Raw genomic sequence first — 21,771 nt, 5'->3', positions numbered from 1 at the left:
CTCACGTTGGAGGATTCGCGGGTTTACAGGAGTCCGTGCAGGGTGTGAGTGCGGGCGTCGCGCCAATGGCGGTGCAGGCCGCGGGAGTCGAGGGCGGCCCGGGTGCCGACGACCTCGAATAGGGTGCTGCCGGCCTCCACGGCGGCCTCCGCGGCTGTCACCTTGGCGGTGGCCACGGCGATCGAGGCCTCGGCGGCGGTGGCGTGTCCTTCGCCGACGCTCTCGAACCACGGGCGGCTCTTGGTGCGGACGAACTCCACGGCCTCGGACAGCACGCCGGAGGCGATGCCCGCGTCGATGGCGGCGTGCAGCAACTGGGCGACCGCGCCGTGGAGTCGGAGCCCCTGGACGGTGAGGCCGGGCGCGTCCTGCGGCACATACGCCACATGCAGGTTGTCGTCGTCGGCGCGGGCGAGGACGGGGATCCAGTCGGCGAACAGCGCGCCGGTCGAGTAGTGCTTGACGCCGTCGAGGACGGACGAGCCGTCGGGGCGCCGCCGGAGCCGGGTGCGGATGTCCTGCACATGGGTCGTGCCCGCCCCGGAAGACCTCGGCCAGTGTCTCCGTACGGACGTCCGCGCCGCCGAACTCCGCGGGCACCGTCACCCCGAGCAGCCGGGAGGCGGACAGCCGCTGGAGTTCCGGGTGCGGCAGTCGGCGTCGCGCGTCCCGTTCGGCGGCGTCCCTGCGGAACTCGGCGGCCGGTTCAGCGGCGACCGCGAGGGCCTCGGCGTCGTCGGCGATCACGGTCGCGGCGCTCATCCTGTGGCCGCCAGCAGGGTCGGACGGCCACCGAGGACGACCGAGAACTGGTCCGTGACCTGGGCCAGGGCCTCGGCGGGGCCCGCCGCGACGGCCAGGCTGCCGTCGTCGCCGACGCTGATGTCCTTGTCGAGGGTGAACCAGCCCGGGGTGATGTGGGCGGGGCCCATGGAGTTCAGCACCGGGCGCAGGGCGTAGTCGATGGCGAGGACATGGGCGGTCGTCCCTCCGGTGGCCAGCGGCAGGACGGTCTTGCCCGCGAGCGCGTACTGCGGGAGCAGGTCGAGGAGCGACTTCAGCAGGCCGGAGTACGCGGCCTTGTAGACGGGTGTGCCGATCACGATGCCGTCGGCGCGTTCGAACAGGGCGGTGGCCTCGACGATCGCCGGGTGCCGGAAGTCGGCGTGCAGCAGGGCCTCGGCCGGGAGGGTGCGGACGTCGAGCGGGATCACGTCGTGCCCCTGGGCGCTGAGCCGGTCGTCCAGGTGGCGCAGCAGGCGGGCGGTGCGGGAGGTGGCGGAGGGGCTGCCGGAGACGGAGAGGATGGTGGCCATGGGAGGACCTTTCAGCGGGGGTCGGGCGACGGGTGGGCGCGTGCGGACGTTGCGCCAGAAGCGGTCGAGGCCCTCGGCGGAGGCGGTGGCGCGGGCCTTGACCGCGGCCACCCGACCTCGAACTCGCCGCGCGCCTGCCAGGTGACCGCGTCCGGGTCGTCGTGCAGCTTCCGCCCCTCGGCGGCCACGGCGTCGGCCGGCGCTTCGGCGGCCCAGAGCTTGGCGGTGTGGTCGGCGAGGACGGCACTCATGTGTGCTCGGGCGGGTAGGTGACCTTCGACTTGAGTTCGGTGTTGCCCTTCTTCACCGCGAAGCCCTGGCCGTCGTTGATGTAGGTGACGAAGTCGATGGTCTTGAGGCGCTCGCTCGTCACCCCGAAGTTGCCGGTACCGAAGTCGTACTTGCCGCTGCCGAGGGCGGGCAGGATCGTCTCGAAGGAGGCGTCCTGGCGCTCCAGCCGCACGCCGAGCACCTTGGCCACGGCATCGGCGAGGTCGATGTCCTGACCGGCGGGCCCCTTGTCCGTGCCGTTCGGGTAGTACGCCCCCGGCGGGAACCCGACCGAGCTGCCGACCCTTGGCGTGCCCGCCTCGCGTACGGCGGCGACCGGGTCGTCGGTGGGCGCGGCCTGGGCGGCGGCGCCGCGCAATCGGGCTCTGATCGTGCGGATGTTCACTGGTCGGGGGCCTTTCCCGTGCGTTCCCGCACCGCGAGGTGCTTCTCGAAGGGCAGTGGGCCGATGGTCTCCGGGTCGGCCTCGGTGTCGAAGAGGGGTGTGTAGCCGGTGGCGAGGTAGAGGCCGCGGGCCTCGGGCTGGCGTGGGCCGGTGGTGAGGTAGACGCGGCGGTAGCCGTGTGCGCGGGCCTCGCGCTCCAACTCGGCGAGCACACGCCGGGCGAGTCCCCGGCGCCGGTGGGCGGAGTGGGTCCAGATGCGCTTCAGCTCGGCCGTGGCCGCGTCGTGGCGCCGGAAGGCACCGCCCGCCACCGGCTCGCCGCGCTCCAGCAACAGCAGGAGCAGACCGCCGTACGGCGTGGTGAACTCCTCGTCGGGGTAGCGGGCGATCTCGGCGTGGGCGTCCTTGCCGTAGCGCGTGGAGTATTCGTGGCCGAGTTCGCGCAGCAGCGGCTCGACGCGCGGGTCGGAGACGGGCACCTGAATGACCGTCAACTCAGGTGCGGAGGTCATGCGTTCACCGCCGAGAGGCGTACCGCGCGTTCGGCGTCGCGCTTGGCGACCTCCTCGCGGACGATCGGGATGACGTGCCGGCCGAAGTCGATGGCGTCGCCGAGCAGGTCGTAGCCGCGTGCGGAGAGGATGTCGACGCCGAGGTCGTAGTAGTCGAGGAGGGCCTGGGCGACCGTCTCCGGGGTGCCGACGAGGGCGTTGGAGTTGCCCGCGCCTCCGGTCGCTGCGGCGGTCGGGGTCCACAGGGCACGGTCGTAGCGCTCACCCGCCTCGGCGATGGCGATCAGCCGCTGCGAACCGGTGTTCTGGGGCGCGCCGCTGCGGTGGTGTCGTACGAGTCCGGCCTCTCGCCGTTCGCGGATGGCGCCGACCGTGCGGTGGGCCTTCTCCCAGGCCAGTTCCTCGGTCGGGGCGATGATCGGGCGGAAGGCGACCTGGATGCGCGGGACGTCGGTGCGGCCCGCGGCCTTCGCGGCGGCCTTGACGTTCTCGATCTGCGCGGCGGTCTCGGCGAGGGGCTCGCCCCACAGGCAGTAGATGTCGGCCTCGGCGCCTCCGGCGGCGTACGCGGCGGGCGACGAGCCGCCGAACGACACTCCGGGGCGGGGCTGTTGGACGGGGAAGACATCGCTGACGAAGTCGTGGAAGCGGTAGTGCCCGCCCTCGTGGTCGAAGGGCTCGTGGGTCGTCCAGATCTTCTTGACGATGCGGATGTACTCCAGGGTGCGGGCGTAGCGCTCGTCCTTGGTCAGGGTGTCGCCTTCGCGGCCCTGTTCGTGGTCGTTGCCGCCGGTGATGAAGTGCACGGTCAGCCGGCCGTCGCTGATGCGGTCGAGGGTGGCGAAGGTCTTGGCGGCGAAGGTGGGGTACGAGACGTTCGGGCGGTGGGCGAGCAGGATCTGGAGCCGGTCCAGCCTGCTCGCGATGTACGCGGCGGCCGGTGCGGGGTCCGGCGAGCCGGAGCCGTAGGCGAACAGCACCCGGTCCCAGTCGTGGTCCTCGTGTGCCCGGGCGAGCCGGAGTGTGTAGTCCTTGTCGAAGGCGGCGCCGGAGCGCGGCGTGGTTTCGGAGCCGTCGTTGGTGGCGGCGATGCCGAGGAACTCCACGGGCATGGACGTGACCTTTCGGGAATGCGGGCGCACGGGCGGACGACAAGGCGTGGCTGAACCGCCCTGTGTGCGGGCATGGGTGATGAGCCGTCAGACGGTGGACGGTGAGGGCGTGACGACGGCGGACGTCGATGAGGGCTTGCGGCAGCGCGCGTGGAGAGGGAGCTCGGCCCGCGACGGGGTCACCGAGGGAGGGAAGGACCGGTCAGACGGCCCGCTGCCGAGTCAGACGCAACACGCCGCGGACCACACTCGACCGAAATCGATGTGATCGCGCGTGACCAAGCGCTGCTGGGCGTTCATGCGATCAATTGAGCAGTACATCGTGGCGGGCGTCAAGCGGCGCCCGGATCCCGGACCACCTCACATCCCCCTGTTGACACTTATGTGCCGGGGGCACATACGATCGACGGCGGATCGGCACCGCCCTCGGCGGTCGCCTCTTCGGCCGCGTTGAGGGACGCGGCAAGCGTGACGACACCCATGCCCGGCGGGAGCCCGCTGCCCCGGGTCACCCACGCCTGCGTTTCCCTCCCCCCGGAGAGCCACCCCATGGTCACATCACCCGAAGTCACGCCCCGCCCTGCCACGAAGACTTCGCGGCCACCTGAAACCCCCGACGACCTGCCACGGATCGTGCCACGCCGACACCCCGGCCGATGGCTGACCGCGGCCCTCGCCCTGCTGCTCTTCGCGATGCTGCTGAACTCCGTCGTCCGCAACGACGCCTTCCAATGGGACGTCGTCGGCCGCTACTTCACCACCGCCGCCGTCCTCGACGGCCTGCTGCTCTCCCTGTGGCTGACCGTCATCGGCCTGACCCTGCACGAGAGCGCCTACGCCGCCGAGGTCGTACGTGGCGGCATCCTCTCCGTGGACGCCGGGCAGACGGAGGCGGCCCAGGCTACCGCGGCACGCCTGGTGATCGGCGGTGACCGATGAGCGGCACCCCCGCCGCGGCCGTCCTGGTCGTCGTCGGCGCGGGCCCGCGCGCCACGGGTCTGCTGGAGCGCATCGCCGCCAACGCCCCCGAACTGTGGGACTCCGCAGGGCAATTGGCCATCCATCTGATCGACCCGCATCCCCCCGGCCCCGGGCGGATCTGGCGCCAGGAGCAGTCGGCACTGCTGCGGATGAACTCCATGGCGGAGGACGTGACCATGTTCACCGACGAGTCGTCCACGATCGAGGGACCGGTACGGCCGGGTCCCTCGCTCGCCGAGTGGGCGGCCCAGTTCGCCGGCCGGGGCCCGCGCCACGCGCCGTACGCCGAGCCCGCCGACCCCGAGGTGCTCGCCGAACTGCGCACGCTCGACGGGGCCGGCTTCGCCACCCGCCGTGCCCAGAGCGCCTATCTGGACTGGGTGTTCCGCAGGGCGCTGGCCGAGCTGCCGGCCACCGTCACGGTCGAGTGGCACCGCACCACCGCGACCGCCGTCACCGGTCCGCCGGACGGCGCACAGCTGGTGCACCTGGCCGACCGGGCCGCGCCGCTCGTCGCCGACCTGGTGGTTCTCGCCCAGGGGCACATCGGCTCGACGCCCGCCGCCGAGCACCGCGAGCACGCCGCGTTCGCCCGTCGCCACGGCCGCTTCCATCTGCCGCCGGAGTTCTCGGCCGACGCCGACCTGTCCGCCCTGCGCCCCGGCGAGGATGTCATCCTGCGCGGCTTCGGGCTCGCCTTCGTCGATCTGATGTCCCTGCTCACCGAGGGCCGCGGCGGCACCTTCCGCACCGGGCCCGACGGCACCCTCACCTACCTCCCGTCCGGCCGTGAGCCGGTGCTGCACGTCGGATCGCGGCGGGGAGTGCCGTACCACTCCAAGACCCGCTACCGGCTCCAGGGCCCCCGGCCGCCGTTGCCGCGTCACTTCGGGCCCGAGGCGGTCGACGCGCTGCTCGCCGAGGACCGGCCGCTGGATCTGCGGCGGGACGTGTGGCCGCTGATGGCCAAGGAGATCGGCTTCGGCCACTATCACGAGCTGTTCCACGCACACCCGGAGCGCACCGCCCTCCCCTGGCCGGAGTTCCTCGCCGCGTACGACCGTCTGGACTGGTACGGCATGGAGATGACCGCCCTGGTCGCGGGGGCCGTACCGGATCCGGCGGACCGTCTGGACTTCGAGGCGCTGGACCATCCCCTGGACGGCCTGGCCTTCCCGACGCCGGACGCCTTCCAGGACCACCTGCGCGAATACATCGCCCAGGATGTCGCCCGTCGCGAGGACGCGGAGTTCAGCGCCGATCTCGGGGCGTTCCTGGCCCTGCTCTCGATCTACGGGCAGTTGCCGCGCCTCGTCGCCGCCGGGCGGCTGACCGCGCGGTCCGTCGCCGACGAACTCGACGGCTGGTGGCGCGGGTTCTTCAGCTTCCTGGCCTCCGGCCCGCCCGGCTTCCGGCTGCGCCAGCTGCTGGCCCTGTCCCGGGCGGGGATCGTCCGTTTCCTGGGCGCGCATGTCCAGATCGGCACGGACGAGGGGACCGGCACCTTCACCGCGACCAGTCCCACCGTGCCCGGGCACACCGTCCGGGCCACCGCCCTGATCGAGGCGTATCTGCCGGGCCCTGCCCTGGACCGCACGGAGGACCCGCTGCTGCGGGCCCTGCACCGAGCCGGCGCCCTCACCGAGGAGGTCATCGCCGACTTCGCCCACACCCACCGCTCCGGACTGCTCGCCGTCTCCCCCACGGACGGCCATGTCCTCGACCCGTCCCTCGGCGGCAGCCACCCCCGCCGTATCGCCCTCGGCGCCCCGACGAACAGCCGGGCCGTCGCCGCGTTCGCCCGCCCTCGTACCGACGCGCCCGCCTTCCGGCAGAACGACGCGGTGGCGCGGGCGCTGCTGCGTGCCCTGAGCTCTCGCTTCTCGGGGGATGAGATGATGATGTCCACTATATGAACAGCCTCTTGGGGTGAGCGCAACCTTCTGCCACGATCCCCATCAACCAGGTAGGAAAACTAGGAAACAGTGGGGGTGGGGCAGTCATGCGCACGAGCCGTCGCACAGCTCCGCCGCTGCCCGGTCTGACCTCTCGTCGCCATATCGACTTCGGCCGTACGTCCAGCGCCATCTGTCGACTCGTCTGAGTCCGTCCGCTGAGCCCGTCCACGTACGTCCCTGATCGCTCACCATCGAGAGGACACCTCCGTGTCTGCCGCAAGACCGCTCCCCGCCCTGCGCACCCTCGCCGTCGTCGCGACGCTCCCCCTGCTGCTGACCGCTTGCGGCTACGGCGCCGAGTCCACCGCCGACGACAAGCAGACCCAGGTCGCGGCGGACGCGAAGAAGCTCTCCGTCGACGAGGTGAAGATCGGCTACTTCCCCAACCTCACGCACGCCACCGCGCTGGTGGGCGTTCAGGAGGGCCTGTTCCAGAAGGAGCTCGGGGGCACCACGATCAAGCCGTCGACGTTCAACGCCGGCCCGTCCGAGATCGAGGCGCTGAACTCCGGGTCCATCGACATCGGGTGGATCGGCCCCTCCCCCGCCATCAACGGCTACACCAAGGCGGCCGGGAAGAACCTGCGGATCATCTCCGGTTCGGCCTCGGGCGGCGTGAAGCTCGTCGTCAATCCGGAGAAGATCAAGTCCCTCAAGGACGTCAAGGGCAAGAAGATCGCCACCCCTCAGCTCGGCAACACCCAGGACGTGGCGCTGCTGAACTGGATCTCCGAGCAGGGCTGGAAGGTCGACGCGGAGAGCGGCAAGGGCGATGTCTCCGTCGTCCGTACCGACAACAAGGTCACCCCGGACGCCTACAAGTCGGGCTCGATCGACGGTGCGTGGGTGCCCGAGCCGACCGCCTCGAAGCTGGTCGCCGAGGGCGCGAAGGTGCTGCTCGACGAGTCCGACCTGTGGCCCGACAAGAAGTTCGTGATCACGAACATCATCGTGTCGCAGAGCTTCCTGAAGGAGCACCCGGACGTCGTCGAGGCCGTGCTGCGGGGCTCGGTGAAGACCAACAAGTGGATCAACGCCAACCCGGACAAGGCCAAGGCCTCCGCGAACAAGGCCCTGGAGAAGCTCTCCGGCAAGGCGCTGCCCGCCGAGGTCATCGACCCGGCCTGGAAGTCGATCACCTTCCTGGACGACCCGCTGGCCGCCACCCTCGACTCGGAGGCGCAGCACGCGGTCAAGGCCGGACTGCTGGAGCAGCCCGATCTGAAGGGCATCTACGACCTCGCGCCGCTGAACAAGGTCCTCAAGGCCGAGGGTGAACCCGAGGTCGACGACGCCGGTCTCGGCGCCAAGTAAGCCCCATCCGCAGAGTTCTCAGGAGGTGACGACCATGGCCACCACCCTCGCCCAGGCCACCGCCACGGATGCGTCCGTGGAGTACGCCGCGCGTATCGACCACGTCTCGAAGTCCTTCGCCGGCCCGGCCGGACGGCAGCTCGTCCTGGACGACATCAGCCTCGATGTCGCGCCCGGCGAGTTCGTCACCCTCCTGGGAGCCTCCGGCTGCGGCAAGTCCACGCTGCTCAACCTGGTCGCCGGTCTCGACCTGCCGTCCGCCGGCTCGATCGGCACGGACGGGCGGCCCGCCCTGATGTTCCAGGAGCACGCGCTGTTCCCGTGGCTGACCGCGGGCAAGAACATCGAACTCGCCCTGAAGCTGCGCGGGGTCGCCAAGGCGGAGCGGCGCTCTCGTGCCGAGGAACTCCTCGAACTGGTGCGGCTGAAGGGGGCGTACGGCAAGCGGGTGCACGAGCTGTCCGGCGGTATGCGCCAGCGCGTCGCCCTGGCGCGGGCGCTCGCCCAGGACAGCCGACTGCTGCTGATGGACGAGCCGTTCGCCGCGCTGGACGCGATCACTCGGGATGTGCTGCACGACGAGCTGACCCGGATCTGGCGGGAGACCGGCCTGTCGGTGCTGTTCGTGACGCACAACGTGCGTGAGGCGGTGAAGCTGGCCCAGCGAGTCGTCCTGCTGTCCTCGCGTCCGGGCCGTATCGCCCGGGAGTGGACGGTCGACATCCCGCAGCCCCGCCGCCTGGAGGACACCGCGGTCGCCGAGCTGTCCACCGAGATCACCGAAGAACTGCGTGGGGAGATCCGCCGCCATGGCCGGCACTGACATCAACGTCGACAACAAGGACGCCGGTAAGGACGGCGACGGGGATCTGGCCGGGCTTGAGGCCGGGCTCGACGCGCTGGACTCGGTGCAGGTCGGCCGTACGTCGCTGCGCGAGACCCTGGTCCGCAAGGTGCTGCCGCCCGTCACCGCCGTGGCACTGGTGCTGGTGGTCTGGCAGTTGCTGGTGTGGGCCGAGGTGGTGCCCGAGTACAAACTGCCGTCGCCGGGCGATGTCTGGGGCGAGGTGCGTGAGTCCTGGCTCCAGGGCACGCTGCTCGACTACATCTGGACGTCGGTCTCACGCGGCCTGCTCGGCTTCCTGCTGGCGCTGGCCATCGGGACGCCGCTGGGTCTGCTGGTGGCACGGGTGAGGTTCGTGCGCGCGGCGATCGGGCCGATCCTGTCCGGTCTCCAGTCGCTGCCGTCGGTGGCCTGGGTGCCGCCGGCCGTGCTCTGGCTCGGCCTGAACAACTCGATGATGTACGCGGTGATCCTGCTCGGCGCGGTCCCGTCCATCGCCAACGGCCTGGTCGCGGGCATCGACCAGATCCCGCCGCTGTTCCTGCGCGCCGGGCGCACCCTGGGCGCGACGGGTCTGCGCGAGGCGCGGCACGTGGTGATGCCGGCGGCGCTGCCGGGGTACCTGGCGGGTCTGAAGCAGGGCTGGGCGTTCTCCTGGCGATCACTGATGGCCGCCGAGATCATCGCCTCCTCGCCCGATCTCGGTGTCGGGCTCGGCCAGTTGCTGGAGAACGGCCGCAACAACAGCAGCATGTCCCAGGTGTTCCTGGCGATCTTCCTGATCCTGCTCGTCGGCATCGCCATCGACCTGCTGATCTTCAGCCCGCTGGAGCGCAGGGTGTTGCGCGGCCGGGGGCTGCTGGTCGCTCGCTGAGCGAGTTGAGGGGGCGTGCACCCAGCGGGTCTGCGGACGGTGGCAGACCCGCTGGGCCGAACCGTCGCACGGACCACCACCGGCTCGTCAGGGCCGCCGCGGTGACCGGACCCACCCCAGCGAACGCTCGACGGCCAGCTTCCAGCTCTCGTACTCCCACTCCCGTCGTTCGGCATCCATGTCCGGCAGCCACTGGGCGGCCATGTGCCAGTTGCGGCGCAGGACTTGCAGGTCGGGCCAGTAGCCGGCCGCGAGCCCGGCGGCGTAGGCCGCGCCCAGCGACACCGTCTCGTGGACGAGGGGCCGTACGACAGGCACGTCGAGCACATCGGCCAGGATCTGCATGAGCAGGTGGTCGGACGTCATGCCGCCGTCCACCTTGAGCTGCTTCAGGGCGAGCGCGGAGTCGGCGTTCATGGCGTCGACGACCTCGCGGGTCTGCCAGCCGGTGGCCTCCAGGACGGCGCGGGCCAGATGGCCCTTGGTGATGTACGACGTGAGGCCGACGATGACGCCGCGTGCGTCGCTGCGCCAATGCGGTGCGAAGAGTCCGGAGAACGCGGGGACGATGTAGCAGCCGCCGTTGTCCTCGACGGTGCGCGCCAGCGTCTCGATCTCGGGGGCGCTGTGGATCAGGCCGAGCCGGTCCCGGAACCACTGCACGAGCGAGCCGGTGACGGCCATGGGGCCTTCGAGGGCGTAGACGGTCGGCTGTTCCCCGATCTTGTACGCGACGGTGGTGAGCAGCCCGTGCTGGGACCGTACGAGGTCGGTGCCGGTGTTCATCACCAGGAAGCTGCCGGTGCCGTAGGTGCACTTCGCCTCGCCCGGCGAGAAGCAGGTCTGTCCGAACAGGGCCGCCTGCTGGTCGCCGAGGGCGGCCGTGATGGGCACGCCGGGCAGCAGGGCGCGGGCCTCGCCGTAGCGCTCGGCGGAGGAACGGATCTCCGGCAGCATCACGCGCGGCACGCCGAAGAAGTCCATGAGCGCGTCGTCCCAGGTCAGCGTGCGGATGTCCATGAGCATGGTGCGGCTGGCGTTGGTGGCGTCGGTGATGTGCAGACCGCCGTCGGGGCCGCCGGTGAGGTTCCAGATGAGCCAGCTCTCGATGGTGCCGAAGAGCACCTCGCCGTCACGGGCGCGCTGCTCAAGCCCCTCGACATTGTCGAACAGCCAGCGGATACGGGGCGCGGAGAAGTAGGTCGAGGGCGGCAGACAGCAGTGTTCGAGGAAGAAGTCGGCTCCCGGGTCCTGTAGGAGTTCCTCGACGAGCGGCGCGGTGCGGGTGTCCTGCCAGACGATGGCGTGGCCGAGGGGGACGCCGGTGCGCCGGTCCCAGAGCACGGACGTCTCACGCTGGTTGGCGATGCCGATGGCGGAGATCTGCCCGGCGTCGATGCCCGCGTTGGAGAGCGCCTCGGGTACGACGCGCTGGAGGTTGCGCCAGATCTCGACGGCGTCGTGCTCGACCCAGCCGGGCCGGGGGAAGTACTGCTGGTGCTCGCGCTGCGCGACCGCGGCCAGGCGCCCTCCGTGGTCGAACAGGATGCATCGGGTGGAGGTGGTGCCCTGGTCGATGGACATCACATACCGGTCAACCATGATCGGCCCTGCCTTCCGATGTGTCGCTCAGCCGCCGCAGACCTACCAGCGGGCCGCGCCCAGGTCTCTGGAGATCGCGCGTGCCGCCTCCCGGAGCACGGTGATCAGGGCCGGCAGCGGCCGGCCTTTGGTGTCGCAGATCCGCTCGACGGGACCGGACACCCCGATCGCGCCCACCACGAGGCCGCCCTGTCCCCGGATCGGCGCGGCGATTCCGGCCTCGCCCATGCTCATCTCCTGCACCTCGGCGCCCCAGCCGAGATCCCGGATCTCGCCCAGCGCCCGGTTGAGCTGCTCGGGGTGGACCAGGGTGTGCCGGGTGTACGCCTCCGGTTCGGCCTCCAGCAGGGGGTCGACGGGGGTGACGCCGAAGGCCAGCAGGACCTTGCCGAGGGATGAGGCGTGCAGCGGCAGCAGTGCGCCGACGTCCAGGGTCTGGAGGGTGTCGTCGGGCCGGAAGACGTGGTGGATGACGAGCACCCTGCCCTCCAGGGGTGTGCCCAGCCGGACGGCCTCCCCGCTGCGGGCGGCCAGGGCGTCGGCCCAGTTGATGGAGCGCGAGCGCAGTTCATTGACGTCGAGATAGCTGGTGCCGAGGTGCAGCAGAGCGGCCCCGAGCTGGTACTTCCCGGTCGCCGGGTCCTGCTCCACGAAGTCCACGTGTTGCAGGGTGCGCAGAATGCCATGGGCGGTGCCCTTGGCGAGCCCCAGCGACGACGCCACCTCCCCGAGGCCCAGCCGACGGGACCCGCTGGCGAGCAGCCGCAGGATCGCCGCCGCCCGCTCTATCGACTGGACTGGGCCCGCCATGAGCCGATGGTAGTCCCGCTGGGGCCGATTCGGGACTGTCGTTCGGTAATGCCGACCGATGTTCGTTGACGGCTCACATTTCCGTCTTTAGCGTTCCTAGTCGGCCGGTGGGCGGCCGGCGCAGCTTCCCCGGAGGAGGACACATGATCACAGCGCAGCTCGACGCCGCGCCGCGCGGGGAAGCCGAGCACGTCTTCGCCCTGCCGCACGCCCCGGGGGCCGTGTCGAGCATACGTCGCCGCATACGTACGGTCCTCGCCGACTGGAACCTGGCCACGGACCTCGCCGATGACGTACTCCTCGTCGTCTCGGAGCTCCTCACCAACGCGATCGTCCACGCCCTGCCCCCGGCGACGCTGCGGCTCTCACGCAGCTACCCGGACAACCACGAGGCCGTACGCGTCGAAGTGACCGACATGGGCCCCGCGACCCCGGTGGGCTGCCTGCCGACTGCCCCGCTCGACCCGGACGAGCACGGTCGCGGCCTGGACATCGTCACCTCGCTGTCGGCCCACTGCGGCGTCCATGTGCACTCCGACGGGACGAGCCGACGCTGGGCGGAGCTGCCGCTCGACCGAGACTGAGCCTGAGCCTGAGCCTGAGCCTGAGACGGCAAACGATCAAGGGCCTGGATCGGATCGGGGCATGCCCCGTCCACCATGCCGGTTCGCCGCGGTCCGGTGGTGGCCGGGCCGCGGCGAGGGTGTGGCCGACGGCCGGGGATCAGGATCCGGTGAGGGAGATGGCCAGGTCCGTGATGTTCAGCGGGAACTGGCCGATGGAGGTGGCCTGGCCGGTGAAGATGTTGATGCTGTACAGCGAGGGCGTGGTGGCGCCGTACGGGGTGAGGGAGGCGAAGGCGGCGTTGTCGACCGTCTTCCCGCCGGACAGGGTGCTGTAGATGTCCATGCCGGCGTTGATCCCGGCGTCGACGCCGAGGCTGCCGGTCGGGGCGAGGGTGCCGTTGTTCGCCGGGGACTGGAGGACGACCTGGTCGGTGTTCGTGTTGATGTCGGCCAGTGTGGTCACGGTGGCCGCGTTGAGGTCGTTGTTCGTGTAGGCGGCGGCCGAGACGCCCTTGGTCGTGCCCTCGGTCGGCGGGGTGGTGAGGTTCAGGTCCTGGATGGTGGTGTGGTCGTTGAGGTTGTGCCGCAGGTTCTGGCCGTTGTCGCTGATCACACGCAGCCGGTCGGCCGCCGGGTTGAAGTCGACGCCGAAGTTCGCGCCGTGCAGCGCGTACTGGAGCTGGGACACCTTGGTGACGACGACGTCCGTCGTGGCCGGCGGGGTCTTGATCGTGTAGATGCCGCCCTTGTTGCCGACGCCGTACATCAGGCCGTCCTGCACCCGGAAGTCGATCCCGATCAGGCCCGTGTCACTGCTGAGGCCGGTGACGGTCCTGACCCAGTCGAGGACCTGCGGCCGGTCGGTCGTGAACGTGGCCATCAGGGTGCCGTCGCCACTGATGCCGAACGCACGCAGGCTGAGTGTGGCGGCGGGGGCGGCCGAGCCGGTGCCCGGTGTGCCGAGCATGAGTGCCGTCGACGTGGCCATGACCGCGACCGCCGCCATGATTCTCTTTCGCGTGCCTGCTTTCATCGAAGTTTCCCTCCCGTTTGGGCGAGCGCCGCTCGAGGCGCCCGGCTGAGAATTCCCCACGGGCCCCCATTAAGGCCGCTTCACACTTCCTTCACAAGGAGAAGGGTCGGCGAGAACGCCCCGATCCGGGAATTTTGCGCACTGTGACAAAAGCCTGGTCGATATACTTGCCACCGTTTTGTGCGGAGTGATGAACGCCGTCCGAATCCCCCCTGCCGACCCATCACCCCTGAATGAGATGCTCACATTCATGGGGAGCCTCTTCGCCGAGCTGGCCCGGCAGGCGTCGACCAACGCCAGCCGTGAGGTCGAGACATACACACGCGAGATCCCGGAGTTCGGGTTCCTGGACAAGGACCCTCGGGCACGGGCCGAGACGCTGGAACACTCGATGTGGTTGCGGCGCCGTACCGTCGAACTGTCGCCACACAACAGCGAGTTGACCGGAGAGGATCTCGGCTACATCGCGTCGATGGGCGAACTGCGAGCAGATGCCGGACTGTCGCTCGACGCGCGGCAGCGGGTGCTACGCGTGCACACCGCACTCATGCTGCGCGAGATCAACGAGGCGACCGAGACCCAGCACGGCGGAGATGTCGACGAACTCATGCGCATGATGACCTGGTTCGCCCCACAGGGCGAACGCGGCATCGACGCCTACCGCCAGGGATTCGTGCGCGTACTGCGCCGCCGAATTCCGTATGCCGAGCAGGTCGCCCTGCTGGCCCGGTCATTGCTGAACGGAGATCCGATTTCGACGGAACTCGCCGCGGCCGTCGACATGGAACTGCCGGATCACTACGCGGTGACGGTGTTCCGGCTTCCGGACCGGCCCACCATCGATCGTTTCCTGGAAAACGATATCGAGGCACTGATAAAGAGCCACCAGGCGCCGGTCATATGGGGACCGGAGGGCCGCGACGGGAGCGGCGAGCTGATCGCCCTGCTTCCCCTGTTCTCGGGCGCCACCGCTACGGAAGACGCACCACCACACGTCGCTTCCGACCTCCTGCCCGACCTCACCCCCGCCCACCTGCCGGATCTCGTGCAGGGCTTCGCCCACGCCCTCGGCCGCCCCTGCGCCGTCGGCACGGCCACCGCACCACTGCCGGAGCTGACCGACGCCCTGGACCGCGCCCGCCGGATCAGTCGGGCAGCCCCGCTGCGCCGGGCGTCGTCCACCCGGCTGCGGCCGCACACCCTGGCAGATGTCTTCGTCGAACTCGCCGTCACGGACGTACCGTTCATCGACGACTGGCTCCGCACGGTGGCCCGTCACCTGGAGACCGGCCCCGACCTCCTCGCCACTCTCGAGGCGTACTACCACCACGACATGCACCGAGGCGCCGCGGCGAACGCCCTCAACGTCCACACCCGGACCCTGGACTACCGCCTGCGCCGGGTCCGCGAACTCACGGGCATCGACCCCGGCTCGACCCGGGGCGTGCGCACACTCAGCGCGGTCGTCACCCGGCACCTGTCGGGAGCGTGGCACCGCGCCGCTGGAACGCCAAGCCGAAAGGCCGTTTCAGATTTTCTCTGAAACGGCCCTGACCTGCGACTTCGTAAAGTCGGGACGACAGGATTTGAACCTGCGACCCCTTGACCCCCAGTCAAGTGCGCTACCAAGCTGCGCCACGTCCCGGTGCGTGTCCCGCGGAGAACCGCGTGATCATGCAGGTCAACCCTACCTCATGCGTGCTCCGACCCCGCCCGGACCGACCCCTTGACCAATAATTGTCGTCACCTACAATTGCCGAACTCAATATACCTCTGGAGCCCCATGTCTCTCCTGGCCCGGCCCGCGGTGGCCAACTTCGTCGCCAAGGCGATGCAGCGTGCGACCGTCATGGCGGACCGGCGCTCCGCAGGACGGGGTTCCGCCGCCGCCTCGCATGCGCGGTTCCCCGAATTCCCGCGCAGAGTGCGCGAGTTGACGATCCCCACATCGGTCGCACCCGCACGGGCGACCGTGTATCTCCCCGAGGCCCCTCAGACCCCTGAGACCGCCGAGGCCGCGCCGCCGGTGCACATCAACTTCCACGGTGGCGGCTACGTCATGACGCTGACCGAGGTGGACGACCCGCTGTGCCGGTTCCTCGCCGCCGAGGCGGGGGTGGTCGTGGTCAACGTGGACTATGTCGTGGCGCCGCAGCATCCGTTTCCGGCACCGACCCGGCAGGCGTACGAGATCGTGCGGTGGGTCGCTGAGCAGGGGGCCGAGCAGGGGTGGGACGGTGGGCGGCTCACCGTGGGCGGGCAGAGCGCCGGTGGTGGGCTCGCGGCGGCCGTGGCGCGGCAGGTGCTCGACGAGGGCGGGCCCTCGGTCGCGCTCCAGGTGCTGCACTATCCCCCGCTCGATCTGGCGACGGACGCCCGGGACAAGCGTGCCGCCATCGCCAGGCCGATGCTGCGGCCCTGGATGGCCGACGTCTTCGACACCTCGTACGTCCCCGATGTGCGGCGGCGCAGCGACCCGCTCGTGTCGCCCGCCCACCCCTCCGACACCGCGGACCTCAAGGGCATCGCACCGGCGCTGGTGATCACCGCCGAGCACGATCTGCTCCGGGCCGAGGGCGAGCGGTATGCCGGGCGGCTGCGGGCGGCGGGGGCGCTGGTCGGGCACCATGACGTGGCCGGCGCCGATCATGGATACGACGGGAACGACGACGTGAAGGCGCGGGAGACCTATGCGTTGATCGCCCGGCACCTGCGCGAGGCCACGGGGAGTCGCCTCACCTGAGAGCGCGGTCCGCCGTGCCGGCCGGCGCCTGGACGTCCCAGTCGTCCGGGCCGGCGGTCCCCGCGTTCACGGAGACGGGCGGGGCGGTCGGCTCGTGGTCGAACACGGGGATCGTGTGCTGATCCGCCGCGCCGGACGTGGTGGGGTTCCTGGTCCCCCGGGTCGGGCTCCCGTTCACCCCCGCGGCGAAGCCCGCCGTCAGGAGGGCCACCATGGCCACCACCCACCAGGGCAGGCCTGCCTTGGCCATGTATCCGACGACGGCCACCACCGCGAGAAGTGCCACCACGTCCCCCGTCCCCCTTCACCGTTCAACTCACTTGCCCCGGACATCCCGAGAGCCGCCACGCGTCACAGCGGGCATATGACGCAACAATACGCGAGAGCGTCGAATATCCCAGTTCGGACCATCAGTACATATGACGGACCAATAGATATGACGGTGTCCGGCCTCGTTCCCGAGTTCGGCATCCGTCGGTCAGTGCGCGCCGATCAGTTGCTGGTCGCGGTCGCTCGCGGTCGTCCGCCTCGCGCCGCGCAGTGCGGCGATGCCGATGAAGACCATGGACGACAGACCCGCGAGGGCGAAGGCGGTGAAGCCCCAGTCGCCCTTGTCGGCGGCCAGCAACTGGCCGCCGAGCCACGGCCCGAACACGGCGCCGAAGCGGCCCATTCCGGAGGTCCAGCCCACGGCGGTGGCGCGGCTGTCGGGGCGGGAGCCGATCGAGACGGTGGCGTAGATCATGGTCTGCGCGCTGTTGAGGAACACGCCGGTCAGGAACACCACCGTGAAGGTGACCGCCAGTGGCATGTGGACGCTGAGCAGGAAGACTCCGGCGGCGGTCAGCGCGAACCAGATCGCCGAGATCCGCGGGGCGCCGAACCGGTCGGAGGCGCGTCCGGCGACGAGCATGCCGACGATGCCGCCGAGGTTGAACAGCACCACGAACGTCAGCGCCGAGCCGAGGTTGTAGCCCTCGCCGCGCATCAGGGTGGGCAGCCAGGTGGCCACGCCGTAGACGAGGAGCAGGCCGCCGAAGGAGGCCAGCCAGTAGAGGAGGGTCTGGGTCCACTCGCCGCCCCGGAAGAGGTTGGCGAGGGAGGTCCAGCGGTCGCCCGTGGCCTGCTTGTCGGCCGGGGCGACGGGCAGTTCGACCTCGTAACGGCCGGCCAACTCGCGCGCCTCCTCCGTGCGGCCCTTGGCGACCAGGAAGCTCAGTGACTCGGGCAGGGAGCGGGCGAGCACCGGCACGAACAGCAGCGGGAGCACACAGAACCAGAACGCGGCCCGCCAGCCGAGGGGTTCCACGACCCACAGGGCGACGTAGGCGGAGAGGATGCCGCCCGCGTGGTGGGCGGTCATCAGCATGCCGATGGCGAGGGCGCCGCGACCGCGTGGGGCGTAGTCGGAGACCATGCTGATCGCCGTCGGCAGCAGACCGCCGAGGCCGATGCCGGCGAGCGTCCGACCGAGGCCGAACACGCCGACACTGGTCGCCATCGCGCACAGCCCCGAGGCCAGCGAGAACAGCGCCACACAGGCCACCATCAGCTTCTTGCGGCCGATCCGGTCGGCCACGGTCCCCGCGGTCAGGGCGCCGACCAGCATGCCGAAGGTGGCGTAACTGCCCAGGTCACCGGCCTGGTCGGGGGTGAGACCGAGGGCCTTCTCCGCCAGCATGTGGGGCAGCACCGAGCCGTAGATGAACATGTCCAGGCCGTCGAAGAGGACGGCCAGCCAGCAGAGGCCCACGGCGAGTATCGCCAGCCTGCCGATGCGAGCGGTCGGGGAGGGGGCGGAGGACATCCTTGTTTTCCTCTCGTGCGTTGTGCGCCAGACGCTAAGGAGCCGGGAGCGAGAGAGTCAACAGTTTTGTCAACAATCTCAGCGACAATCCGGCATCCTTGAATGTGGCGTCCGGAAAGAGGGCTTGGGCCGTCTCAGGCGACCGGCGGGGTCCCATGCGTATGGAAGGACTCGATCGTCTTCAGACCCCACGCCTGCCCCTTGGCCCGCTCGGCCTCGGTCCAGGTGATCAGCGGCCAGTCCGGGGCCAGGACGAGGCGGGTGAGCGGGTTGCACAGCTCGATGCGGTTGCCGCCGGGCTCGTAGACGTACAGGAAGAACGTCTGCTGGATGGCGTGCTTGTGCGGGCCCGTCTCGATGAACACGCCGGAGTCGATGGCGAGGTCGGCGGCACGCAGGATCTCCTCGCGGGTGTCGGTCGCGAAGGCGATGTGGTGCAGGCGACCGGCGGAACCGGTCCAGTCCGCGGTGTAGACGACGTCGTACGACTTGTCGGTGAAGGTCAGCCAGCGCGCCCCGATCTTCCCGGAGTCGAGCCGGATCTGCTCCGTGGGGCGGGCCCCCAGCACCCGCTCCTGGAACTCGGCGTTGGCGAGCACGTCTGCGGCGAGGAAGTTGATGTGGTCCAACCGCCGTACGCCGACTCCCCTGTTGGGCTTGGCCTGCGGCTGGTTCTTCAACGCGGGCCTGAGTTCCTCGGGGGCCCGGTAGTGCTCGCTCTCCCAGTAGAGGGCATGTTCGTGGCCGTCCGGGTCGGCGGTGACGTAGAGCCTGCCGAGTCCGGGTTCGTCCTCGACCCACTTTCCGGTGCCGCCCGACTCCTCGACCGCCTTGATACGGCGGTGAAGTGCCTCCTCGCTGGAGGTGCGCAGGGCGAGCCGGCCGAGGCCGGGCCGGTCGCGGGCGGTGAGGACCAGGCTGTGGTGCTCGTAGTCGTCGTAGGTGCGCAGGTACACGGTGTCGCTGTCCTGGCCGTTGACCGTCAGACCCAGATAGTCGGTGAAGAAGGCGACACTGGCGTCCAGTTCGGGGGTGAAGAGCTGGGTGTGGCCGATGTGGGCGATGTCGCCGAGGGGCGGGGTCATCGGTGACCTCCCGTGGGTCGGGCGACGGCCCTGGGGAAGACGGTGCCGTCGAAGATCTTGCGTGCCGTACGGACGACTGCCGTACGGCGGGCGGTGGGCAGGCCGGTGGTGTCGGTGCCGAGGCTGCTCTCGATGTCGAGGAAGCCTGTGGGGTGTTCGATGCGGATGCGGTCGCCGTCGGGGAGCCGTGCGATGTCCGTGCCGACGCCGCCCGCCATGCGCAGGCCCGCGGCGACGCTTGCCGCACCGAGCACGCCTATCGACGTATGACAGCGGACCGGGATGAAGGTGCGGGTGGTGATCGCGCCGCCGTGGCGGGGTGGGGCCAGGAGGGTGAGTTTGGGGACGGTGGTGTCGGACACGTCGCCGAGGCCCATCAACTCGCCTGCATTCAGGCGGAGTTCACGAAGACGGTCGGCCAACGCGGCGTCCACCTCCAGCTCCTTCGGCGACTCGTGGCCGGTGACCTTGAGGTCGTCCGCATGGACCAGGACGGTCGGCATGCCGTTGTCCACGCAGGTCACGGGGATGCCGTCGATCATGTCCCGGACGTTGCCGGTGGGCAGCAACTTCCTGTCGCCGGGCGGGAATTCGAGTACGATGGGGGCGGCGGTGCCCGGCACCCCGGAGATCTCGGCGTCACCCGTGTACTCGCCCCGGCCGCCGGGCGTCGGGAAGGTCGCCGTAGCGAGGTCCCCGGAGTTGACCATGCGGATGCGGACCGAGGTCTCCTCCTCCCCCGCCGGGACCAGCCCGCGCTCCACGGCGAACGGGCCGACGCCGGCGAGGATGTTCCCGCAGTTCTGACGATCGCTCACTACCGCACGGTCGACGGCGACTTGGAGGAAGAGATAGTCGACGTCGGCCCGTGGATCGGTCGAGGGCGAGATCACGGCGACCTTGCTGGTGAGCGGATGCGCCCCGCCGAGGCCGTCGATCTGCCGCTCGTCCGGGCTGCCCATGATCCGCAGCAACAGCTCGTCCCGCAGGGCGGGTTCGGCCGGGAGGTCCTCGGCGAGGAAGTAGGCACCCTTGGAAGTGCCGCCCCGCATCAGCAGACAGGGCACCCCGGCGGTCACGGTCGCTCCCCCGCGTACTGCTCGTACTCGTCGTACGACTTGTACTCGACGCCGAGCCGCTTCAGCGTCTCGCGCAACCCGTAGCGGTCCAGGCCGAGTTGGCCCTCGATGAAGGCGGCGCGGGTGGCGGCCTCCTTGGCCTCGCGGGCCTCGGACTTCTCGACCGTCTCCGCCGCCCGCTCGCGCGGGACGACCACGACACCGTCGTCGTCGGCGAGGATCACGTCACCCGGGCGGATCACCTGGCCGTCGATGGCGATCGGCACGTTGACCGAGCCGCCCGTGGCCTTGACGGTGCCCTGCGAGGAGACCGCGCGGGACCAGGCGGCGAAGCCCATGTCGCGCAGTTCCTGGGTGTCGCGGATGCCGGTGTTCATGACGACTCCGCGTACCCCGCGCCGCTTCAGGGCGGTGGCGAACAGCTCGCCGAACAGGCCGTCCGTGCAGGGCGAGGTGGTCGTGACGACCAGGATGTCGCCCTCGCCGCATTGCTCCACCGCGGCGTGGATCATGAGGTTGTCACCGGGCCAGCCGAGCACGGTGACGGCGGTGCCGGCGACTCGTACGCCCTGCTGGACGGGGCGGATCTCCGGGCCCAGCAGGCCCGTTCGGCCCATGGCCTCGCTCACCGTCGCCACGCCGAAGCGGGCCAGCGCGTCGACGTCCTTGAGCTGCGCCTTCGGGGGGTTGGTGACGATGACGCCGCTCATGCCAGCTCCTTCGCGATCTGCGGGTAGGGGCGCATATAGGCCTCGGCCATGGTCTTGTGGGCCAGGCCCAGGTTGGGTCCGGCGTTGCGCTTGAGCTGGACGCCGCGGCGTACGGCGAGGTCGGTGTAGTAGTCCCATAGGTGCTGCTGGGCGCCGAGGCACTCCATGGCCTTGCGCTTGGTCTCCCACACGTCGGTGATGTCGAGCAGGACCTCGGGCCTGAAGCCGCTCATCTCGGGCTGGTGGGGCTCGAAGTAGAAGACCGGCGGGGCGCCGATGATGTCGCCTTCGCCGGGGTAGCCGATGGCCTGGGCGAGGATGCGGGCCTGGAGGGCCATGCGGTTGGCGACCGGGTGGTCGCCGTTGTACGGGTCCTCGGTGGGGTGGGTGAGGACGACGTCCGGCTGGGTCTCGCGGTAGACGGCCACGAGCTGGTCGGTCAGCTCGGCGTCGGCGACCAGCGGGTAGTCGCCGGCGTCGAAGAAGCGGACCTCGGCGCCGAGGGTGGCGGCGGCGCGCTCGGACTCGTCGCGGCGTATCGCCTTGATCTCGGTCAACTGCTTGCCCTCGCGCCAGGCCTTGGCGGACTCGCCGCGCTCACCGAAGGTCAGACAGGCGATGGTGGCCTTCTCGCCCCGGGCGGCGGCCAGGGCGATGGCGCCGCCCGCCCGCCACACGAAGTCGCCGGCGTGCGCGGTGATGACGAGGGTCGAGCGGGGTGGACCGGCGGGCGCGTTGGCCTGAGTCAT

Annotated in this window: 19 protein-coding genes, 1 tRNA gene and 4 pseudogenes; 8 read left to right on the top strand and 16 right to left on the bottom strand. The window is 70.3% G+C overall.

Annotated features, from left to right (window positions below; all coding sequences use genetic code 11):
• Positions 1-35: 35 nt before the first annotated feature.
• The 6 genes and pseudogenes from IE325_RS42890 to IE325_RS42865 all read right to left on the bottom strand — a co-directional run.
• Positions 36-762: pseudogene (locus tag IE325_RS42890) on the bottom strand (acyl-CoA dehydrogenase family protein); the annotation flags it as partial.
• Entirely contained in the window at positions 759-1,316 is a 558-nt protein-coding gene (gene ssuE, locus IE325_RS42885) for an NADPH-dependent FMN reductase (protein WP_190075677.1), read from the bottom strand. The pseudogene IE325_RS42890 and the gene ssuE, both read right to left, overlap by 4 nt.
• A gap of 39 nt (positions 1,317-1,355) precedes the next feature.
• Positions 1,356-1,549, bottom strand: a pseudogene (locus IE325_RS42880) (acyl-CoA dehydrogenase family protein); the annotation flags it as partial.
• A 35-nt stretch (positions 1,550-1,584) separates the two neighbouring features.
• Positions 1,585-1,992, bottom strand: a pseudogene (locus IE325_RS42875) (transporter substrate-binding domain-containing protein); the annotation flags it as partial.
• Complete coding sequence (locus tag IE325_RS42870) at positions 1,989-2,504, bottom strand: GNAT family N-acetyltransferase (RefSeq protein WP_190075632.1); 516 nt, start codon at positions 2,502-2,504, stop codon at positions 1,989-1,991. The gene IE325_RS42870 and the pseudogene IE325_RS42875, both read right to left, overlap by 4 nt.
• Positions 2,501-3,616, bottom strand: a complete 1,116-nt coding sequence (locus tag IE325_RS42865) for an LLM class flavin-dependent oxidoreductase (RefSeq protein WP_190075631.1) — start codon at positions 3,614-3,616, stop codon at positions 2,501-2,503. Before IE325_RS42865 ends, IE325_RS42870 begins: the two co-directional genes overlap by 4 nt.
• 549 nt (positions 3,617-4,165) lie before the next feature.
• On the opposite strand from IE325_RS42865, the pseudogene IE325_RS42860 reads away from it, so the two are divergent.
• The 5 genes and pseudogenes from IE325_RS42860 to IE325_RS42840 all read left to right on the top strand — a co-directional run.
• Positions 4,166-4,519, top strand: a pseudogene (locus IE325_RS42860) (hypothetical protein); the annotation flags it as partial.
• A 32-nt stretch (positions 4,520-4,551) separates the two neighbouring features.
• Positions 4,552-6,513 (top strand): FAD/NAD(P)-binding protein, encoded by a 1,962-nt coding sequence (locus IE325_RS42855; RefSeq protein ID WP_190075630.1) that lies wholly within the window; start codon positions 4,552-4,554, stop codon positions 6,511-6,513.
• A gap of 249 nt (positions 6,514-6,762) precedes the next feature.
• The gene (locus IE325_RS42850) at positions 6,763-7,869 is read left to right on the top strand and encodes an ABC transporter substrate-binding protein (protein ID WP_190075629.1); all 1,107 of its coding nucleotides are present in this window, start codon (positions 6,763-6,765) and stop codon (positions 7,867-7,869) included.
• Between the two features lie 34 nt (positions 7,870-7,903).
• Complete coding sequence (locus tag IE325_RS42845) at positions 7,904-8,692, top strand: ABC transporter ATP-binding protein (RefSeq protein ID WP_190075628.1); 789 nt, start codon at positions 7,904-7,906, stop codon at positions 8,690-8,692.
• Positions 8,679-9,587, top strand: coding sequence for an ABC transporter permease (locus IE325_RS42840; RefSeq protein WP_190075627.1), 909 nt, complete (start codon positions 8,679-8,681; stop codon positions 9,585-9,587). The genes IE325_RS42845 and IE325_RS42840 overlap by 14 nt, the downstream gene beginning before the upstream one ends.
• Before the next feature lie 87 nt (positions 9,588-9,674).
• Here the strand turns inward: IE325_RS42840 and glpK are convergent, their stop codons facing one another.
• Positions 9,675-11,189, bottom strand: a complete 1,515-nt coding sequence (gene glpK / locus IE325_RS42835) for a glycerol kinase GlpK (protein WP_190075626.1) — start codon at positions 11,187-11,189, stop codon at positions 9,675-9,677.
• Between the two features lie 42 nt (positions 11,190-11,231).
• A complete protein-coding gene (locus tag IE325_RS42830) occupies positions 11,232-11,999 on the bottom strand; it encodes an IclR family transcriptional regulator (protein ID WP_190075625.1) in 768 nt (255 codons plus the stop codon).
• A 143-nt stretch (positions 12,000-12,142) separates the two neighbouring features.
• Between IE325_RS42830 and IE325_RS42825 the strand changes: the two genes are divergently transcribed.
• On the top strand, positions 12,143-12,583 hold the full coding sequence (locus IE325_RS42825; RefSeq protein WP_190075624.1) for an ATP-binding protein: 441 nt from the start codon (positions 12,143-12,145) through the stop codon (positions 12,581-12,583).
• Between the two features lie 139 nt (positions 12,584-12,722).
• On the opposite strand, the gene IE325_RS42820 is transcribed toward IE325_RS42825, so the two are convergent.
• On the bottom strand, positions 12,723-13,571 hold the full coding sequence (locus IE325_RS42820; RefSeq protein WP_190075623.1) for a DUF4394 domain-containing protein: 849 nt from the start codon (positions 13,569-13,571) through the stop codon (positions 12,723-12,725).
• Between the two features lie 277 nt (positions 13,572-13,848).
• On the opposite strand from IE325_RS42820, the gene IE325_RS42815 reads away from it, so the two are divergent.
• Complete coding sequence (locus IE325_RS42815) at positions 13,849-15,141, top strand: PucR family transcriptional regulator (protein WP_190075622.1); 1,293 nt, start codon at positions 13,849-13,851, stop codon at positions 15,139-15,141.
• A 28-nt stretch (positions 15,142-15,169) separates the two neighbouring features.
• On the opposite strand, the gene IE325_RS42810 is transcribed toward IE325_RS42815, so the two are convergent.
• Positions 15,170-15,243 (bottom strand) — tRNA-Pro (locus IE325_RS42810).
• 138 nt (positions 15,244-15,381) lie between these two features.
• On the opposite strand from IE325_RS42810, the gene IE325_RS42805 reads away from it, so the two are divergent.
• Positions 15,382-16,341 carry an alpha/beta hydrolase fold domain-containing protein gene (locus tag IE325_RS42805; RefSeq protein ID WP_190075621.1) on the top strand — a complete coding sequence of 320 codons (960 nt, stop codon included), beginning with the start codon at positions 15,382-15,384 and terminating at the stop codon, positions 16,339-16,341.
• Here the strand turns inward: IE325_RS42805 and IE325_RS42800 are convergent.
• The 6 genes from IE325_RS42800 to IE325_RS42775 all read right to left on the bottom strand — a co-directional run bounded on the left by IE325_RS42800 (position 16,334) and on the right by IE325_RS42775 (position 21,771).
• Positions 16,334-16,630, bottom strand: a complete 297-nt coding sequence (locus IE325_RS42800; protein WP_190075620.1) for a hypothetical protein — start codon at positions 16,628-16,630, stop codon at positions 16,334-16,336. The two genes, IE325_RS42805 and IE325_RS42800, sit on opposite strands and share 8 nt — an antisense overlap.
• 189 nt (positions 16,631-16,819) lie before the next feature.
• Positions 16,820-18,148: an MFS transporter gene (locus IE325_RS42795; protein ID WP_190075619.1), complete on the bottom strand. Its 1,329-nt coding sequence runs from the start codon at positions 18,146-18,148 to the stop codon at positions 16,820-16,822.
• Between the two features lie 134 nt (positions 18,149-18,282).
• Positions 18,283-19,233, bottom strand: a complete 951-nt coding sequence (locus IE325_RS42790) for a VOC family protein (RefSeq protein ID WP_190075618.1) — start codon at positions 19,231-19,233, stop codon at positions 18,283-18,285.
• The gene (locus IE325_RS42785) at positions 19,230-20,312 is read right to left on the bottom strand and encodes a 4-oxalomesaconate tautomerase (protein ID WP_268256396.1); all 1,083 of its coding nucleotides are present in this window, start codon (positions 20,310-20,312) and stop codon (positions 19,230-19,232) included. Before IE325_RS42785 ends, IE325_RS42790 begins: the two co-directional genes overlap by 4 nt.
• A complete protein-coding gene (locus IE325_RS42780) occupies positions 20,309-21,022 on the bottom strand; it encodes a 4-carboxy-4-hydroxy-2-oxoadipate aldolase/oxaloacetate decarboxylase (RefSeq protein ID WP_190075617.1) in 714 nt (237 codons plus the stop codon). The genes IE325_RS42785 and IE325_RS42780 overlap by 4 nt, the downstream gene beginning before the upstream one ends.
• Positions 21,019-21,771, bottom strand: a complete 753-nt coding sequence (locus tag IE325_RS42775) for a PIG-L deacetylase family protein (protein ID WP_190075616.1) — start codon at positions 21,769-21,771, stop codon at positions 21,019-21,021. The genes IE325_RS42780 and IE325_RS42775 overlap by 4 nt, the downstream gene beginning before the upstream one ends.

Origin of the sequence: Streptomyces lanatus, assembly GCF_014655715.1 — a bacterium.
GTDB classification, from domain to species: Bacteria; Actinomycetota; Actinomycetes; order Streptomycetales; family Streptomycetaceae; genus Streptomyces; species Streptomyces lanatus.
This window is presented reverse-complemented; position numbering and strand designations above follow the sequence as displayed.

Bases quoted from the DNA above. Each gene is read 5' to 3' on its own strand.
- ssuE (WP_190075677.1), bottom strand. From the start codon at position 1,316: ATGGCCACCATCCTCTCCGTCTCCGGCAGCCCCTCCGCCACCTCCCGC.
- IE325_RS42870 (WP_190075632.1), bottom strand. From the start codon at position 2,504: ATGACCTCCGCACCTGAGTTGACGGTCATTCAGGTGCCCGTCTCCGAC.
- IE325_RS42865 (WP_190075631.1), bottom strand. From the start codon at position 3,616: ATGCCCGTGGAGTTCCTCGGCATCGCCGCCACCAACGACGGCTCCGAA.
- IE325_RS42855 (WP_190075630.1), top strand. From the start codon at position 4,552: ATGAGCGGCACCCCCGCCGCGGCCGTCCTGGTCGTCGTCGGCGCGGGC.
- IE325_RS42845 (WP_190075628.1), top strand. From the start codon at position 7,904: ATGGCCACCACCCTCGCCCAGGCCACCGCCACGGATGCGTCCGTGGAG.
- IE325_RS42840 (WP_190075627.1), top strand. From the start codon at position 8,679: ATGGCCGGCACTGACATCAACGTCGACAACAAGGACGCCGGTAAGGAC.
- glpK (WP_190075626.1), bottom strand. From the start codon at position 11,189: ATGGTTGACCGGTATGTGATGTCCATCGACCAGGGCACCACCTCCACC.
- IE325_RS42830 (WP_190075625.1), bottom strand. From the start codon at position 11,999: ATGGCGGGCCCAGTCCAGTCGATAGAGCGGGCGGCGGCGATCCTGCGG.
- IE325_RS42825 (WP_190075624.1), top strand. From the start codon at position 12,143: ATGATCACAGCGCAGCTCGACGCCGCGCCGCGCGGGGAAGCCGAGCAC.
- IE325_RS42820 (WP_190075623.1), bottom strand. From the start codon at position 13,571: ATGGCGGCGGTCGCGGTCATGGCCACGTCGACGGCACTCATGCTCGGC.
- IE325_RS42815 (WP_190075622.1), top strand. From the start codon at position 13,849: ATGGGGAGCCTCTTCGCCGAGCTGGCCCGGCAGGCGTCGACCAACGCC.
- IE325_RS42805 (WP_190075621.1), top strand. From the start codon at position 15,382: ATGTCTCTCCTGGCCCGGCCCGCGGTGGCCAACTTCGTCGCCAAGGCG.
- IE325_RS42795 (WP_190075619.1), bottom strand. From the start codon at position 18,148: ATGTCCTCCGCCCCCTCCCCGACCGCTCGCATCGGCAGGCTGGCGATA.
- IE325_RS42790 (WP_190075618.1), bottom strand. From the start codon at position 19,233: ATGACCCCGCCCCTCGGCGACATCGCCCACATCGGCCACACCCAGCTC.
- IE325_RS42780 (WP_190075617.1), bottom strand. From the start codon at position 21,022: ATGAGCGGCGTCATCGTCACCAACCCCCCGAAGGCGCAGCTCAAGGAC.
- IE325_RS42775 (WP_190075616.1), bottom strand. From the start codon at position 21,771: ATGACTCAGGCCAACGCGCCCGCCGGTCCACCCCGCTCGACCCTCGTC.